Source organism: Acinetobacter brisouisimilis, from assembly GCF_000368265.1.
In the GTDB taxonomy this organism is placed as follows: Bacteria; Pseudomonadota; Gammaproteobacteria; order Pseudomonadales; family Moraxellaceae; genus Acinetobacter.
Map to the genome: position 1 here is coordinate 258552 of NZ_KB851219.1, position 18352 is coordinate 276903.

General features: G+C 35.1%; 15 protein-coding genes. 13 read left to right on the top strand and 2 right to left on the bottom strand.

The genetic code is table 11. The features are described from left to right. Positions 1-120 precede the first annotated feature (120 nt). Positions 121-1029: a hypothetical protein gene (locus tag F975_RS04890; protein WP_004750935.1), complete on the bottom strand. Its 909-nt coding sequence runs from the start codon at positions 1027-1029 to the stop codon at positions 121-123. Positions 1030-1949: 920 nt separating this feature from the next. On the opposite strand from F975_RS04890, the gene F975_RS04900 reads away from it, so the two are divergent. The 8 genes from F975_RS04900 to F975_RS04935 all read left to right on the top strand — a co-directional run bounded on the left by F975_RS04900 (position 1950) and on the right by F975_RS04935 (position 8495). Then, positions 1950-2903, top strand: coding sequence for a YagK/YfjJ domain-containing protein (locus F975_RS04900; RefSeq protein WP_004750937.1), 954 nt, complete (start codon positions 1950-1952; stop codon positions 2901-2903). 570 nt (positions 2904-3473) lie between these two features. Further along, complete coding sequence (locus F975_RS04905; RefSeq protein WP_004750939.1) at positions 3474-3758, top strand: hypothetical protein; 285 nt, start codon at positions 3474-3476, stop codon at positions 3756-3758. A 9-nt stretch (positions 3759-3767) separates the two neighbouring features. After that, positions 3768-4079 (top strand): hypothetical protein, encoded by a 312-nt coding sequence (locus F975_RS04910; RefSeq protein WP_004750941.1) that lies wholly within the window; start codon positions 3768-3770, stop codon positions 4077-4079. A gap of 67 nt (positions 4080-4146) precedes the next feature. Beyond that, a complete protein-coding gene (locus F975_RS04915) occupies positions 4147-4488 on the top strand; it encodes a hypothetical protein (protein ID WP_212749270.1) in 342 nt (113 codons plus the stop codon). 391 nt (positions 4489-4879) lie between these two features. Then, positions 4880-5932, top strand: a complete 1053-nt coding sequence (locus tag F975_RS04920) for a DUF932 domain-containing protein (RefSeq protein WP_004750946.1) — start codon at positions 4880-4882, stop codon at positions 5930-5932. A 156-nt stretch (positions 5933-6088) separates the two neighbouring features. Beyond that, entirely contained in the window at positions 6089-7135 is a 1047-nt protein-coding gene (locus F975_RS04925; RefSeq protein WP_004750948.1) for a YqaJ viral recombinase family nuclease, read from the top strand. Positions 7136-7261: 126 nt separating this feature from the next. Then, positions 7262-8170 carry a recombination directionality factor gene (locus tag F975_RS04930; RefSeq protein WP_004750950.1) on the top strand — a complete coding sequence of 303 codons (909 nt, stop codon included), beginning with the start codon at positions 7262-7264 and terminating at the stop codon, positions 8168-8170. 97 nt (positions 8171-8267) lie between these two features. Next, positions 8268-8495, top strand: a complete 228-nt coding sequence (locus F975_RS04935) for an AlpA family phage regulatory protein (RefSeq protein ID WP_004750952.1) — start codon at positions 8268-8270, stop codon at positions 8493-8495. 412 nt (positions 8496-8907) lie between these two features. Here F975_RS04935 and F975_RS04940 read toward each other — a convergent pair whose 3' ends face one another. After that, the gene (locus F975_RS04940; RefSeq protein WP_004750954.1) at positions 8908-9567 is read right to left on the bottom strand and encodes a hypothetical protein; all 660 of its coding nucleotides are present in this window, start codon (positions 9565-9567) and stop codon (positions 8908-8910) included. A 630-nt stretch (positions 9568-10197) separates the two neighbouring features. Here F975_RS04940 and F975_RS04945 point away from each other — a divergent pair. The 5 genes from F975_RS04945 to F975_RS04965 are packed head-to-tail and all read left to right on the top strand — an operon-like array spanning position 10198 to position 18347. Beyond that, positions 10198-11100, top strand: coding sequence for a helix-turn-helix transcriptional regulator (locus F975_RS04945; RefSeq protein WP_034425751.1), 903 nt, complete (start codon positions 10198-10200; stop codon positions 11098-11100). Positions 11101-11108: 8 nt separating this feature from the next. Then, on the top strand, positions 11109-11981 hold the full coding sequence (locus F975_RS04950; protein ID WP_004750958.1) for a dynamin family protein: 873 nt from the start codon (positions 11109-11111) through the stop codon (positions 11979-11981). A 2-nt stretch (positions 11982-11983) separates the two neighbouring features. Next, positions 11984-14251: a dynamin family protein gene (locus F975_RS04955; protein ID WP_004750960.1), complete on the top strand. Its 2268-nt coding sequence runs from the start codon at positions 11984-11986 to the stop codon at positions 14249-14251. A gap of 12 nt (positions 14252-14263) precedes the next feature. After that, positions 14264-15148 (top strand): hypothetical protein, encoded by an 885-nt coding sequence (locus tag F975_RS04960; RefSeq protein ID WP_004750962.1) that lies wholly within the window; start codon positions 14264-14266, stop codon positions 15146-15148. A gap of 37 nt (positions 15149-15185) precedes the next feature. Continuing rightward, positions 15186-18347, top strand: coding sequence for an ATP-binding protein (locus F975_RS04965; protein ID WP_004750964.1), 3162 nt, complete (start codon positions 15186-15188; stop codon positions 18345-18347). Positions 18348-18352: the final 5 nt, after the last annotated feature.

Genomic DNA, 18352 nt, shown 5'->3' on the forward strand with positions numbered 1-18352 from the left:
AAATCGAATACATGGCTTAATAAGCTCATAATTGTTGATACCTATACTGGATGAACTCTACATACTTTACAAGCACATTGGGTTTCTTAAACATTGTATCTATGGGTTACTTAGCCTCAGTTAATACAAGTTTTTACCTGTTTTTTGATTGCTATACTCTTGATATTTATCTCTAATGATAGATTCGAGTACTTGAGCTTGAGGCTTGTTCAATATCTGCGATAAAAACTCTAATTGTTTATGAGTTTCTTTAGTAAGTGGTAGATGGTAAGCTTTCTTCGTTTTTCCAGCATCTCTAAATTTTTTTTGGCTCCATGCACGACGCATTTTATCTAAAAATAAATTTTTCTCGGCTGGTTGACCAAGGCTTAATGCATCTATTTCTGTGATAACATAAAGATAATTATCTATTAATTGGGTGCTTTGCGATACTAAACAAATATCATTCATTAATGGCTGAAATAAACTTTTTTCACTCTTTTTAATATAAGAAAATGCCCATTGAACTTGTTCTAAATCTTCCTTATTAATCCAAGAAATATCTCTATTATTTGATAAAATATTTCTCCATATTAATTGAAATTTTTTAAAGTTCTCTAATTTGTAAGAAGTTTTACTCTCAGAATAAAGTTTATTAGACAGCTGGATACATTTAATATAAATATTATCTTCAAAAAAATTAGGAATTTCCGAAAAACTATCAAAACTAAAAATTAAAGAACTCAATTCTTTCTCACAAAATTTTTTAAAGAAACTCATTTCTCTAATATCATTTTTATTTAAAAATCTTAAGAGATCAGACTCCTTAATAGAGTGATTTTTTAAAAATTCTTCAATTTCATAATTTTCCTCCTTACAGAGGTAATTTGTTAATTTTCTTTTAAAATCAGCAAAATCACAATAATTCTCTAATAAATTACTAGAGTCTTTAGACCATAAAGCAAGAAGTTGAGGATAACCTAAACTATTAATTTTTAGCTCATACTGATGATATTTTTTTAAATATATTTCTTGGTTATATTTGTGCATTTTTGACCCGAATTTCGTTTAATTTTACTATTATTTTAGCATAAATTTAATCTTATTTTTAAAAATATATGCATAATATTATCGTGATATTTACGTAGTAAAAAATCTATATATTTTTATAAATTAAAAATAAAAACTAATTTAATCAATATTTTATTAGAAATAAGCTTCATTTCATAAATCATTTTTATTCAATTTTATATTGTAAATTATAGCAATAAAATTAAACCTAAAACCAAGTCTTTCACCTTCGTTTTGGTAGCATTCAGCTAGAATTTTGAAAGTTTTCAAACTGCCAAATATATACTCAATCCCTGTTCGTCTTTTGTTGATCTCTTGGTTATAAATTTTCAGTTCGGAATCTAAGTACACCATCTTTTCACTTTGAAGGGTAATAAGGTATTTGAATACAAAATATAAATTTCCTGATAGCCTTACCTGCAAGGATAAAAGCTCTAAAAGGAATCTAGTTTAAATTACGTTTGAATAATTCAAAATCATGCACAGCATTGCGACTGATACATAAGTCAGAATTTGCCAAGTTTTGTAGTAGATAATGGTCTATATCTTGTAATTTATTATATTTATTAAATAAAAAATTAATTAACAGAATTTAAAAATTTCTAGTAGTTATTTTTATAGAAATTTATACTTCTTTATTTAGTTATTAAATATTTCATGAAAATTAATTAGTGATTAAAAATAATCCGAATTCATTAGCTTAACTTTAGCTTAAAAATATCTTAAAAAACCCTTTAAATTCATTGGTTAAATTTTAATTTTTATTAAATTTATTTATATAAAAATAATCAAAAATTACTTGGTTAATTATATTATATCAGATTTATTAAGATCAATATTTTAATTAAAAAAAACCTAAGTAACTCATGTCATGGTGAATAATATTTTTCGGAGACACCATGCAATTAAACACTTTTCTATCCAATCAAATTTCTGAATCAGATGTTTTAATTGAAATTGAAAATTTTATTAAGATTATTATCAACAATGGCTTTGATTTTTCTCTTAAATCAAAGTTTAAAGAGCTACTTGATCAGTTTAATGAAATCTATAATATAGATTACTATTATAGTGACTATAATTCTATCTTTGTATTAATAAAATTAGAAATTGACATGATGCGTTATCATGCTCTTTCTAACTTCAGCGATAGTTATGATTTTGTTCTTTATTTTAGTCGTGAGCAATTAAAAATTCTTGAATTTCAAATTCAAAATCATAAAGAATACATACGAATGTATTTAGATCAATTTTCATTACAGGAGCAGGAAAATACGCGAAATTTAACAGCTTATGTTCGTAAGCTATTTGATCACTATGCAAAGTTATTAATTGTCAGAGTGGATCTAGGTTACCTCAATACATCAAAGAACCAGATCAATATCGAACATTTCTATGAACATGTTCAAATACTTCGAAATCGTTTATCCAATAAAGATACTTGCTTTGAACATCTGCATGGTTATGCTTGGGCCTTAGAACAAGGACAAAGCAGAGGCTATCATGTTCATTTACTCCTGATTTATGATGGAGCAAAAGTGCAAAATGGATCTTATTACGCACAGCAAGCGGGTAAAAAATGGATGGACATTTCTCTAGGGCATGGCTGTTATTTTAATCTTCATCAGCAAAAATATATCAATCAGTTGAAGATGGCAGGATGCGATATTGGGATTGGCATGGTCTCGAGAAACAATGAGAGTGACTGGGAACGTTTACTTCCAGTGATCGAATATCTTACAGATCATGATAAACACGACCAGCATCTCAGAGTGAAATGCTCTAGCACTATGCGAACCTTTGGCACAGGACTATTTGCAAATAGCTTTCGAAGAGGGATTAAAGGGCGTTAATTCAACCAAAAATGCTTCACTTATACATTATGAATGAAAAAAGCAATTTTCACTTTTTTATGCTGAGCGATCGCAAGGTTTTTATCCACTCAATAGAAGCCTGAATTGACTTCAATCAGCCTCACCATTATTCTTATCCTGCTGACCTACATTGTCAGCCGGTTTTGACAGACCGATCCATCTAGCGTATCAGGTACTTATATTCTTCCTGAGTATAAGTCTTGTGCGAAACCTTCTCGTCCCCCTTTGCGGTAGAACGGGAGGGGGACGCGTTCGCGCGTGCTGGTACTAGATGACCAGTCTGTCAACCCCTTTTCGTTCTGCCACCATAATCAATTGACAGTGATTCGGCAGAGCTTCTATTACATCTAGGAGTCCGTCATGGTCATTCAAATTTTCCCCTTACTGTACTGAATTTTATTTCAAACAACTGACTTTTTACCCAGCAGTTGATGGGATTTATTCATCTCATTTTATTGATATCTGCATATCTTCCTGCAAAAGGGAGCATGCATCTTCGTGTCTTTAAAATTTTGATTTCAATACAGAACAATACCAGAGGGGAGCTTTATGAGAATTCAATCATTCAGCATACTTGCTGTACTATTTTTACCCGTTTTATCCGCTTGTTCATCTACCGATACCAAAGACCGTCAAGCTTATATCCAACAATGCATGTATCCCAATGCTGCCATTAAAACTGCAGTGAGTAGTGAAAAACTCTGTACATGTACTTATGACAGCATTCGTGAAAAATTTGGTAAGCCTTTCTTTATCGTCCCAATCACCAGTGAAGAAGACCAAAGACGTCTGGATTTTGCCAGAGGTTATACCGTAGGCAAATGCGTAGAGTAGGAGCAGACTATGTTAAAAAATAAATTACTTTTCATCATGACCACAACTTTGTTTGTTGGCTGTAGCTCAGTTCAAGAAAAAGCTTGTCGGGAAGAAGCAGATGTTGCTGAAACTGTGATGGATGCACGCCTTAAACAAAGCAATATTGCCAATGCAACCCTTTTACTGGCAGGAAACAATACTGAGCTCAGAGAGCGACTCAGACCGATTATCGATGATGCATATGAATATGACCGCGGAGGGTTATCCACTTTTGATGCGACTAAAAAACGATTTAAAGAGAAATATTACCAACAGTGCATCAATCGTCAAGACAAGTAAATACCATTCAAAAATTGAAGAATGGAAAAAAATTTATCCAATATTATGCTTTCGCTGAAAGAAGTAAATGAATATGAAAATTAATAAACTACTTTATGCATGTCTTATTGTCCCAGCATTCTTAATCGGATGCGGTGAAGGTTCATTCAAGGAACAAGAGATAAAAGATTTGTATAACCAATACGCAAACTTAAATCCTAAAGTTAAATCAGTATCAAATATAAAGTGTAGTCAGGAAGGCTACGTTTTCCCAGAAGAAAAAAAACGCCCAATATTTGCTTGTAGTTATGACCTTGAATCAGAAAGTGGTCAGGAGGTTAAAGAGAAAGCGGTACTTATTCAGGATGAGGCAGGCCGTTTATCAATTCACGCCTCAGCATTGTTTGATGGTTCTAATATTCAGTATTAATTCAATTCAAAAGCTTGAGAAGTCGATTATGTCTTTAATTTTTTGGTGTATAGGCATCATCATTCTATTGATTTGGTTAGGGCCAAGTTTTTTCTCATGCTCATATGTTTTGCTATCTTGTCAGCGTTATTGGGGATTGGGAGAAAAAGATAAAATGAAGAAGATCGTGATGTCTATACAGTAAGATCAGGGTGCGATTAATACGACTGGAGCGGTTGGGCTGATTGAAAGGAATTTCACTTATATAACATAAACATGAATCACCAAATAGAATGTTTATCTTGAGTCAATAGATACATTCTTCATTCAAACAGTCTTAGCTAAAGCTGCTGAACTTTATTCCATTCAGGGATGAGGTTCAGCAGCTTTTTTGTTTATAAGGAAACGATTTATGGCACATCTGATTGAAAATATGGCGTATGTTGGCGAAACCCCTTGGCATGGTCTAGGGAATAGCCTAACACCTAATCAACCGATTGAAGTCTGGGCACAGCAGGCGGGCATGGACTGGCGAATTGAATCCTCCAATGTCAGCTATATGGCACAGAATGAACGTGGACAGAACATCATTCTGCCGTATGAAGAACAACGGGTGTTGTACCGTTCCGATACGCATGCCCCTTTATCTGTGGTCAGTCAGCGTTATCAAGAAGTCCAACCCTTGGAGATTCTGGAATTCTATCGGGATCTGACCGAGCAGGCTGGCTTTGAACTGGAAACTGCAGGGGTGCTCAAAGGCGGTAAGAAGTTTTGGGCATTAGCCAAGACTGGACAAACCTCTATGCTCAAAGGCAAGGATGTCAGCAATGGCTATATTCTACTGGCAACTGCATGTGATGGCACACTCGCCACCACTGCCCAATTCACTTCGATCCGTGTAGTCTGTAACAACACATTGGCGATTGCTCTGAAAGGACAAAGCAGCAGTGCGGGTGTGGTGAAAGTACCGCATAGCACCAAGTTCGATGCCGAGAAAGTTAAACAGCAACTGGGTATTTCAGTACGAGCATGGGATGAACACATGTATGAAATGAAACAGCTCAGCCAACGTAAAGTCACCCAGACCGAAGCAGTCGCCTATTTCGATGCCGTGTTTAACAACACTAGCCTAAGCCTTGCTGATCAGGACGACAGCATTATTCAGTTCTACCGCAATGTTGCCACCCAAGCACAAAGCAATCCAACAGGCAAAGCTGAGACTAAAACTGAACCGAATGGACGAGCCATGTCCAAGGTCATGAGCATGTTTAACGGGCAGGGACGTGGTGCTGAACTGAGTTCAGCCAAAGACAATGCCTATGGCTTGCTGTGTAGCATCACCGAGTTTGCCGATCACGAACGTCGAGCTATGAGTCAGGATCACCGTCTGGATTCAGCATGGTTTGGGGCAGGTGCAGCCCTGAAACAACGGGGATTAGAGCAAGCTTTACGTCTTATTGCTTAAGTCAGATTTTTCTAGTCATTCTGAATTCAATCAATACCTTGTCATAACTTTAGCACCCCAATTTCTTCATTAATTTTAACCCTTAAAACGCCCTAATCGATTGTGTTCGGTTGGGGTTTTTTTATGCCCAAAAATTAACACATACAGGAATTTCTCATGAATACAGCCCTTTCAATTTCAAACCGATCTACATCAATTCAGCCAATTCTAAATAACACTCGTCCGAAACTGTTTACCGCCAAACGCTTTGTCGATACCCGAAAGCTCAGTCAAGCCGAATGGCTAGAAGTGCGTCGCCAAGGCATTGGCAGTAGCGATTGTGCCGCAGCCTGTGGACTCAATCCATATATGTCGATGCTGGAACTATGGATGATTAAAACGGGACGCATCCAACAAAACATCGAAGATGATCATCAGGGGCATGCACCTTTGTATTGGGGTAAACAGCTCGAACCCTTGGTGGCTGAATACTACAGCCTGCATACCCAGCATAAAGTAAGACGAGTGAATGCGGTGTTACAGCACCCTGATCCCGATAAGCATTTTATGTTGGCAAACCTCGATTATGCCGTAGTGGGCAATCCTGAAGTCCAGATTCTGGAATGTAAAACCGCAGGTGAACATGGGGCAAAACTATGGCGGGATGGTGTGCCTTTATATGTACTCTGTCAGGTACAACATCAGCTTGCCGTGACAGGCAAACAGGCGGCACATGTCTGTGTGCTGCTGTGTGGGCATGAAACCAAGATATTTAAAGTCAGCCGCAATGAATCAGTGATTACGCACATCATTCAAGCCGAGCGTCAGTTCTGGGAGTGTGTGGAACAGGATATTCCACCGTCAGTCGATGCCAGTGCCTCGGCTGCTAAAGCCCTGCAATTGCTCTATCCAGAGCATGTGCCATTGAGTACGACTGATCTGTCTGAAGATAACGATGCCAATCAACAGTTTGAGCAACTGCTTCAACAGCGCAATTTGATTGAACAGCATCAGGAACAGTTTGATCTGCTCAAGCATCAGCTCCAAGCCAAGATGCAGGATGCGGAACGTGCTGTGTTTCAGGGTGGTTCAGTCACATGGAAACGCTCCAAGGATTCAATCAGTCTAGATAGTAAAGCTTTACTGAAACAACATCCTGAATATCTACAGCAGTTTCCACAAACCAAGCAAGGCAGCCGACGCTTTCAGATTTACAACGATTAAATGGAGTGGTTTTACTCAACTACTTTCACATTCAAGCAACCAACTTCAGAAATCCCATGCTTAGTGCATGGGATTTTTTATTTGTAATTTAACTAATCACTGATGAAATGAACAGAGGATATCCACATGATTAAAGGTCTCATCATCACACCACCTGTACTGGGTCGTATCAGTATCGGCAAGGTAGTCGAAAAGAACGGTAAACGCCTGCCTGAAAAAGACGATCAATTTACCATTACCAGTCAAATCCATACCAAGGAGGGTTGGGTCAAACATCCCATTGATGAACAGCTGCGTGCCAAATCCCCCAATCAGAAACTGAGAAGTATTCCTGTCAGGATGCTGTTTGATGATCCAGAACTGAATCTACGGGCTGAATATACCTTGTTTGACCGTCAGACGGGACGACCCGTGTGTATTGGCGATGGGGAGAGTTGTCAGCGTCGAACAGGCAACGGGGTTGAACAACATCCCTGCCCATCACCTGATTTGTGCCCATTGGCTCAAGGTGGGCAGTGCAAGCCCTATGCCCGTTTATATGTCAACTTGGATGAACAGGATGAGCTGGGTAGCTTTGTTCTTAGAACCACAGGTTTTAACAGCATTCGTACCTTAACCGCAAGGCTGCGTTACTACCATGCCGCAGTGAATGGCTTACTGTCTTGCCTACCGTTACAGCTCACTTTAAGAGGTAAGAGCACCAGTCAAAGCTATGGCACACCAATTTACTATGTCGATTTGACTTTAAGGGAGGGAGTCAGTTTACAACATGCCATCATTGCAGCTAAACAATTGCAACAGGAGGCGCAAGCCTGCGGCTTTCAGCAGGAGTTACTGGATCAGGTGGCTCGACAGGGTTATGCCAATGCAGTGTTTGATCGGGATGAGGGAGACGATGGAATGCAGGTTGTAGATGAGTTTTATTCTGAGCAGCAAGATAATTTATCAGGAGTAGGGGGCAGTCCGAATCAAGCAGTCACGGAGATTCAGCAGATTCAACAAGGCTTGCAGCAAAGTGTTCGGGTGGTGAACTAGGGAAAGATGGGGGAGGGTGTCTCAGTGTAGATTTATACAGGATACCCCGATCATTTGAGCGAATAAGCGCTCGCATCAATGATCAGGAGTAAACATCATGAATGCGATCACAGGTCAAACTTTTTTGATGAATCAAATCATTAACTTAAAAGAAGTTATGCATATTACAAATTTGAGTCGAGCAACTATCTATAACATTATGAATGAAAAACATAAGCAATATGATCCAACTTTTCCAAAGCAAATCAATTTAACCGTTGGGCGTGTCGGTTGGTCTGCATGGGAAATCAATCAATGGATTGCAGTTAAGTCTGAAAATCGCTAATTTGAGTGGGAGCTTCGGCTCCCTTATTTTTTTTGTAAAAAATAGTACTTTTCGTAATTAGAAAATCATATATAGAGCTATAGGTGATAAAGGTCATTATAGTTTGGTATTGATAAAACTTAGAAAAAGAGAATCGCATGGATTATTACAATATAAATTCAGATGAATTTTCCAGCAAACCTACAATGCATATATGTAAACCTTATATTCTTTCTTGAGGTTTTTTTAGAAAAATATATGATTTTTTATTTGGGTTGTGGTTCATGTCGAGATACTTTTGGATTTATGCAACAAGTCTATCAAGTGAAAGTTATAAATAGCTAAGAGAAACTTGTAAGGTTGATACAGAAATACACGGATTTAAATATTACATTAGTAAGCTTTTTAAGCTAGGTAAGTGATGGTGATATACTTAACAGGCTTTCACTTTTGGGGAGATTGAACGCCAGCTACGATTAATTTTCGCTTCAACAAACAAACAGTTATCTTTAACAATGAAGATGTACGCATACCCATCTCCAGTTTTATAAGCATATTCGATTTTGACTTTCGTGATAGAAAAATTTTTCTGCTTTGCAATTTCTTTACGAAGCTCTAACCCCACATCTTTCGATTCTGCCTCATGAGTGATCGTTAAGGTTTCTATATAAGCATATATGTCTGGAACATCTGTGATTGGGGTGAAATTATTTATAGACCAAGAATCATTTCTCGATAGATGTCGGGTGACTAGCATATCATTTTTTTCAACTTCTTCAGTGTCTGAGGCAGCTTGTGTTTGCAAGTTTTTTGCATCTTCAAGTTCTTGAACAGATATTGATCTATTGGTTGTATCCAACACATCCGATGTATTGTGGTTAGAAGCTGGTGCTTTTGTAGGAATGGATGCTGTTTGTTTTGATTGTGATGATTTGGATAGGTCTAAAAAGATTTGTGCAATTAACTTACCAGAGATTTTAGCAATAACTTCAAGTATGTTTTCAGTAACGCCTACTGGAAGTCTACATCCACTGAGAGAAATAGTACTTATACAACATAAAATGATTAGAAATTTCTTAACCAAAGTTGACATTCGATTCTCAATTTTATAAGTGATGACATTATTTTGGTTAAATTGAAGGACAGGTGATGTCCTTAAAAATAGTTTGTTGTGGATATATTCTGTATTAAATGTAATGCAGATTAATAAAAATAAAATTTAGGAATGGTATAGATAAATCATTTTGAAGAACCAAATCTAAACTTATTGAGGGTTTTACTCTTGGAGTATAGCAGCATCAATATGTCTAACTAAATCAGCTGCCTTCTTCAACCCGTTGTATAAATAAATGTGATCTATCTGTTGTGTGAGTGTGTATATAATTGTTTGTATTTTAATCAAATGCGCAATACAGTCATTTCATCTGTATGAAATTTATAGTAATTATCCCTATTGATGATACATTAATTAATTTACTCAAATTGAGCACAAGAATGGCACTAAAGGTAAGCTCTTCATTTATTCTACGCTATTGCACTCATTTGATTAAACAAATAGCTAAAAAAAATGGTGGGCCTGACACCACCTGTCAGAAGAGTAGAGGAAAATACAGCATCTTAGATATGTTATGCAAAATTCGAAAGAGATAGTGTCTTGATGTTTTAAATCAATTGCATCTTAAAAATTTCATATAACATAAAAATGAGAAATAACGGGGTAAGTATGGAAGTAACTTCTTCTGCGCATGAGCGGCTAGCTGAGCGGCTAGTAAAAATTATTGTTAGATTAAATGCTGGTGAGCGGCTTAGTCCAAAAGAATTGGCACAAGAATTCAAAACACATCCACGCACAATCCAGCGTGATTTTGAACGCTTGGAAATTACCGAATTGCCAATTATTCGTGATGAAGAAACCAAAAGGTTTTATCTAAATCCAATCACAATGGGTAATTATGGTGTACGTGATATCGTGAATTTTGCTCAATTGTCAGGTGTACAGAAGTTATATCCAAAGCTGAATGTTCCTTTTCTGCGAGATTTATTAGACAAGGGGAAGCCACCAATTTATTCAGCTAAAGGCTATGCCTTTGAAGATGCTTCAGTTTATGCAGATCACTTTAAAAAATTAAACGAAGCGATACAGCAGAAAAAACAAATTCAATTTTTCTATAAAGATTTACTTAGGCATGTAAAACCTTATCGCATAATCCATCATCATGGCAGTTGGTACTTGGCAGCTGTCGAACAAGAGGAATTAAAAACCTATCGCTTAGCGCGAATGAACAGTATCAGTTCTCCAAAAGCGGTAGTTTATTTTGAACATGACCCTGTGATTTTAGAACGACTTGAAAACGAAAATGATATTTGGCTCGGCACAGAAAAAATTGAAGTGATTTTAACTGTACAACCAGATGTTGCAACGTATTTTACTCAACGTGCGTTATTGCCTGAACAACAAATTATTAAGAATTTGGAAGATGGTGGTTTATTAATTTCCAGCCAAATCACTCATTACCACCAAATCCTCCCTCTGGTTCGTTATTGGATTCCTCATGTCAAAATCGTTAATCCAATAGAGTTGCAGGATGCATTGGAAGTTGGACTAAAGAGCTATTTGGAAAGTTAGGGCAATATATGGACAAGAAATTAAAATTAGCTTTCTTTGCAACAATGAGCTCAGGTAAGACAACATGTATTAATGCATTGCTAGGAACTGAGTTACTACATTCTGCAAATGAGGCAACAACAGCCACAATCACAACAATTAGCCATGCTGATGAAACCTATATTTTTTGCTATGATGAAAATCAATTTCTATTACATCAAAGTTCGAATTTTAATTTTGATAGTATAAAAGTATTAAATGCAGCTCAAGATATTTCTTATATTGAAATAGCATCAAAATTTGAAGTAAATAGAAACCTAGTTATTGTTGATACGCCTGGTGCTAATAATAGTAGAGATCTGAGCCATAGGAATTTATCGTATAAATATTTAAGTAATTATGATGGCTATATTGTTTATGTAATTAATGCTAGTCAACCATTTATAAATGATGATTTTGTTTATATAAAACATATTTTAAGTAATATTAACAAGGATAAAATCATATTTTTGGTGAATAAGCTTGACGTTTTAGATAGTGAGCTGGAATCAGTGGAAGGGTTTTTGGCGAATCTAAGAGAATATTTCAAATCATTAGGATTTGATGAGCCTAAGTTCTTTCTAGTGAGTGCCTACCATGCACTGATTTTAAAGAAGATAGAAAGAAGAGAGCATCTGACAGGTAAAGAAAGAAGGGTATTTCTGAAACTGTTAGGAGATAAAAGTGATAACGAATTTTTAAAACATCTAAATTTGCCAGAAGATATAACATTGAGAATAGATGAAACAGAGTTTTATGATTTTTTAGATAATAAATCTGAAAATCTCAAAAAGTTATATCTGAATACAGGTTTTCCATATTTTGAAGAATTTATTAAACAAGGTTTAAGTAAGAAAATTTAACTATGAATAACATTAATATCAAATATAACCCATTTACAGTAGAAACAATTTTTACAGTGAATGGTACAGAGCTGTCTGATCAGAATATCTTATCGGAGTTAAAAAATAGAAGATTACAACTTTGGGTTGCTAATCTTCCGGAAAAGTTATCCGAGTTTTTTAATGATGATATTAATATAGTAATTACATTTGAAGGGTTAGAATCAGACTATATTGATTTAAAGGAAGAAGTGGAGCGAGCAAATGCGAATGGCATGAACATTGATTTGAATGTAAAGCCCTTTGCTGATAGCGCAGAATCCCGTTTAAATGCAATTAAGACTTTGGTAAGTAAAGCAAAAGAAAACAAGAAATTTGTGAACTATTTAGAAAATAATAGTGAGGTTAAGCAAGGTTTAGAAGAGTCATTTAATAATGACGTTGATGCATATGTTGTAGCTACAATGTCATCAGGTAAATCTACATTCATTAATGCTTTGTTAGGTCATGATTTATTGCCCGCAAGAAATGAAGCAACTACAGCTACAATCGCTCAAATTTTTAATACTAAGTTGGATGGGTATTATGGAGAGAGATATGGTAAAGATAACGTTTTACTTGATGAAAAGCAATCTATCGACCTTAGAGTATTGAATGAATGGAATGATCTTGAAAAGACACATACCATCCGTATAGAAGGTTCAATTCGAGGTATTCAAGAAAGAGACAACGTTCGACTAGTTTTAACTGATACACCTGGACCAAATAATAGCCGTGATGAATCACATGCTCGATTAACTATGTCTTATATACAAGATTCAATCCGTAATCCTTTAATTTTGTATATCTTGAATGCAACACAGTTAGGTATTAATGATGATAAAAATCTATTGAGTTTAGTTGCAAAGGAAATTAAAAAAGGTGGTAAACAAGCAAAAGATCGCTTTATTTTCGTCGTAAATAAATGTGATGAGTTTGATCTGGAGAAAGAATCTCTAGAAAAAGCATTAGATAATGTTAGAAACTATTTACAGGAAAATGGCATTGATGACCCATTGATTTATCCTGTATCTGCTTTTGCAGCAAGATTAATTCGAAATGATGAGCAAAAACTGACAGCTAAAGAGCGTAGAGAAAAGAATAGTTATATTGATCAGTTCCAAGATGATCATTACAACTTTGTTAAATATATGCCATTAACTGCTAAAGTCTCTCGAAAAGTTGAAGAATTAGGATTTTTTGATAATCAGGAGTTTAATACAGCTTTAAAAAATACTGGTATTCCTGCTGTTGAAATGATGATTGATGAATATATTGACAAATATAATCTTCCACATCGTTTAAATAGAGCTAAAGTAGCTTTAGAAAAAGCGATTAATTCTGCTTTAAATGAGGAGAAAATCACACTTTCATTAGAACAAGATGAGGGTGAGCTTAAAGAAATTTTAGATAGTATCCATAAGCTTGAGCAAAAACGAGAACAGGGTTTTCAAACTGAAACTTATAAACAAAAGTTAAAAGAGAAAAAGAATCAACTCCCAACTACCACAATAGATGCTATTGAATCTTTACGCACAGATATTGTAAAGACATTAAATAATGCAGGAAATAGTTTACGTGGTGAGATAAGTCAACAACTCGCCAATAAAAAATTAGAAAGTATTGAAAATGAATTGAAGTTTAAGTTTGGAGAAGTAATCAATGCATTAGAAAATGCTTATACTCTGATGCAAAAGGATATTCAAAGTGATCTTAGTGTTGAATATCAAAAATATGTTGCATCAATATTTGAAGATGCTAATTCATTGAATATTCCAACATTGGAAGGTCTTAAACATAAGCTGCAACATTTGAATATTGCAGTAGCAAGGACCGTTTCTGCTGAAGTAAAGTCAAAAAGGGTAAGAGTTGGACAGAGACAGGTAAGTACTTCTCGTTGGTATAACCCATTCTCATGGGGACGTACGGAGACAATTGGTATTTATGAAGATAAAAAATATGTGTCTTTAGATGAGTTATGGGGCGTGCGGCTTAAAGAAGTGCGAGGACCATTCGATAAATTGCTAGTCGACGGTATAAAACATTTGCAATTTGGGGCAAATCAGATTGTTGATCTTTATATTGCATTTATGAGCAAAGAATTTGACCAACAATTCGATAAGATCATTTCTGATTTGACTGAAAAAATTCAAGATAAAGATAAACGTGAGCAAGTCATTGCAAAAGCGAAGCAAGAATTGCTATGGATTCAAAACTTACGCACTGAACTGAATACAACTTTAGTAGTTTAAGAGAGATTCAAAATGAATTTGAATAAGGAACAAGTTTTACAGTACTTAGATCAGTTAAATGATCAAGTTGAACTTCAGAGTCTGCGTGATGTTAGTAGTGATTTTGAGGCTTTTAATTCTATTTTGGGTGCTTTGATCGAAGAAAAGACACATTATATACGAGAAGATTTTGATCGTTCTCGATTGCAGTTAGATAAAAATTTTTGTCGAGAACGGTTAAATCGAGCGATAGATATTAAACTCAATTTGATTGTTATTGGTGTAAAAGGCTTTACAGAATCTAGTCATATGGAAAATATGATTGCTGATAATGTATCCGCAACACGAAGCCATAATGTAAATAATGTAGAGCAAAAAGCTATATTAAGTAATTTGCCTTCTACATTTGTTGATGAACTATCAAGTCGTGATCTACATGGATTAAAGATATCTTTATTAAATTTGTTGTTAGATCATAGTCAGCCTATTTCCAAGCTAAATGAGCTTTTATTTCTAATGAAAGATAAATGCTCTGATGTATTTGAAGAATATAGAGAGGATATGTTTAATAAACCAATGAATGAAGATGTGAATTTTTGGACATCTGATTATTTTCTAAAGCAAAATGTATCATTGGAAACAAATTTTTCATTCAAACGTTATCAACATCTTTTAGATGTTCGTGAATATTTACGAGTAAATGGTGATCCTGACTTTCAATATATTGAACGAACTAAGGAGAAAACATCTAGTTCCCAAGGCAAGAAAGATGATGAAACTGGTAAAGATCAACATAATACTGAAAGTAATTCAAAATCTTGGATAGATGAGTTAATTGATATTTTGGTTGAGAGTCTACAGAAAATAAAAGATGTCAGTTGTGATTTAATTGAAAAAGTTAAATCGAAATTAAAATAAATCAATAGATATAAGATTAAGATAAGGAAAAATATGTATGAATGATTTAGTCAAAGCAAAAACTGGTGTAAGTTTTAAACAGCAAGACCTTGATAAAATGCTGCAATCCACAGAGTATATTATCAGCAAAAGCTATTTGCCTGATTTATCAAACATGTCTATTTTTCCTGCAAATGTTGAAGCAGTTCATTTAGGTTCGGAAGTTCGATTATTTAAACTAGAACGTCTAGTACAAAACAATAAACAATCAGTTTTAGAAGGTTTAGCAGCCATTTATACAGCTCTAGGAAAATCGGGGTATAGTATATTTTTTGTATTGGAAAGTGATGGAAACTCTACACAAATACAAATTGGTGTAAAAAGTAAAACTGGTACTGGTGCAGGCACGAATGCAGGTCAATTATTACAAGCAACCTTTGAAGGGCAATTTTCTGGTAGTTGCTTGAAGCGAATGTCTAATGCTGAAATCAACAATGTCTTTGCTCGGATAGAAGAATATCAAAAAAATGATGCAGCAGGTGTGACAGCTGTTACAGCAATTCCATCATTATCGGTAACAGACCGTGAATATTTCATGCAAGGTATGGAACGTTTTATTGATGCTGCTGAGGGGCAAATTTATCAGGCTATTATTCTTGCTGAAGTAGTAGATGAACAATTATTACAAATCATTAAAACTGGCTATGAGCAAATTTATACTCAAATTTCTCCTTTTGCAAAGAACACCTTTAGCTATTCTCAGCAAGAATCAGTAAACTTCGCACAGGTACTAGGTTCGAGTGTAACTGAAACCTTAGGGCAAAGTGTTGGACTTACAGAAACAAAAGGTCAGAGTGTTTCTAACGGAACAAATGAAAGTAATCAAGTTGGGTCATCAAAAAATCAAGCTGCTTCTATATCTCCTTTTGGATTAGGTATAAATGCTAGTCAAAGTAATTCCTCATCTATAACCAAAGGAAATAGTTATACTGAAACTGAGAATTATTCAGACAGTAAGACCACTACAAACACAAATTCAACCGCTAATACTTCGACTAATAGTATAAGTAATGGGACAACAACCGGTACGAGTGAACAGCATACGATTGAGTTTCAGAATAAATCGATACAGCAAATGCTGCAAAAAATTGATCGTAATCTAGAGCGTTTGGATGAAGTTCAGTCTTTCGGTGGCTGGAACTTTGCTGCGTATTTTATCGGTAAAACCCCGATTGTTTCGCACTCATTGGGGAGTATTTACTATGGTCTGATGAAAGGCGACGAATCTAGTTGTGAGGCGTCTAGTATTACTACATGGTCTAATACAAATAAGGACTTGATTTTGGGGTATTTAAAGAATCTTCAACATCCACAATTATGCCCAATATTTAAAGATAAGATAATAGAAAAAATCCCATTTTTAACACCAACGACACTATTATCTACAAAAGAAATCGCTTTAACTCTCAATTTACCACAGCATTCGACTTCTACTTTAAGTGTGGTTGAAACAGCTCCATTTGGTCGCTCGATACAATTACTAAACCAATCTAAAGAAAGTGATGTAGATGGTTTGGAACTTGGAGTATTGCGTCATTTATGGAAAGAGTATAATCAAAAAGTTATTCTTAATAAAAAACAATTGACCCAACATACTTTAGTTTGTGGTTCTACTGGGTCAGGTAAAAGTAATACGTTATACACGATATTAAATGAACTACTTCAACAGAAGATTCCGTTCTTAATTATTGAACCTGTAAAAGGTGAATATAAGCATGTTTTTGGAAATGATCCAAATGTGGCTGTATATGGAACGAATCCTAAGCAAGCAAAATTACTACAATTAAATCCTTTTAGTTTCCCAGAAGATATCCATGTCTTAGAACATATTGATCGGCTCATTGAGATTTTCAATGTTTGCTGGCCAATGTATGCTGCAATGCCAGTGATTTTAAAAAAATCTATCCTTAAAGCCTATGAGGTGGTTGGATGGGAATTGACTGAATCTATCAACTTACGGAAAGAAAAATATTTTCCTACATTTAAAGATGTAGCGAATCAGTTGAAAGAAATTATCCAATCTTCTGCTTATTCAGAAGAAGTTAAAAGCAATTATATTGGTTCACTTGAAACACGGATTATGTCATTAACGGATGGTTTAAATGGAAAAATATTTAATCATCATGAGCTTAGTAATACTATGTTGTTTGATCATAATGTGATTGTGGATCTGAGCCGTGTTGCATCATCTGAAACCAAGTCTTTAATTATGGGGATTTTGGTGATGAAGTTAAATGAGTATCGTATTAGTCAAAATCTTGATATGAATTCAGCGCTGAAGCATGTCACCATATTGGAAGAAGCGCATCACCTATTGAAGCGGACTAATACTAGCCAATCTATGGAATCTGGTAACCTTGTTGGTAAAGCTGTAGAAATGCTGAGTGAATCTATCGCAGAAATGCGAACTTATGGTGAAGCATTTATTATTGTAGATCAGTCACCGAATGCCTTAGATATTTCTGCTATTCGTAATACCAATACAAAAATTATTTTACGCTTGCCTGAAGAGCAGGATCGTCACGTGGTTGGTCGTTCTGTTGCATTAAATGATGAACAGCTACAAGAGATTTCTAAGCTTCCACAGGGTGTTGCAATTGTGCATCAGAGTGAGTGGTTAGAACCGATTCTGTGCAAAATTAACTATTTTGAACAGCAAAACCAACGATACATCTTCAATGCTGAAATTGGAAGTATTTCATCTTCACAAAAATTAAGACAAGAAATTGTACGTTGTTTATTATGCATGAGCCAACGTATTCAAGAAGAAAGTCTCTTTGATATTGAACAGATGCAAGCAAATTTGGAACAAATTGCAGATACATTATTGCGTTTAGAGATTGCTGATTTAATTACCCAATATAAGTCTGGCGTGAAAATGGATGCAATCAAAGATTACGAAAAGATTAGTAGATTAATTGTGCGTAGTTGGGAGTTGGAGGATAAGTTAGAGCCTCTTATTCAGCAAACAACAGATGTTGTTGATTTTGATTCTAGACTAAATCATTTGATTATTGAGTCCGATACATTAATTCAGATGGAAGTAAAACAGGCATGTTTTAAATATTTATCTATGTTGGATCAGCGCTATTTAAAAGGTTATCAAATATGGATAGACCAAATAAAGCCAAATACACTTGAACCTTATAACTTAGCTTAATCTAG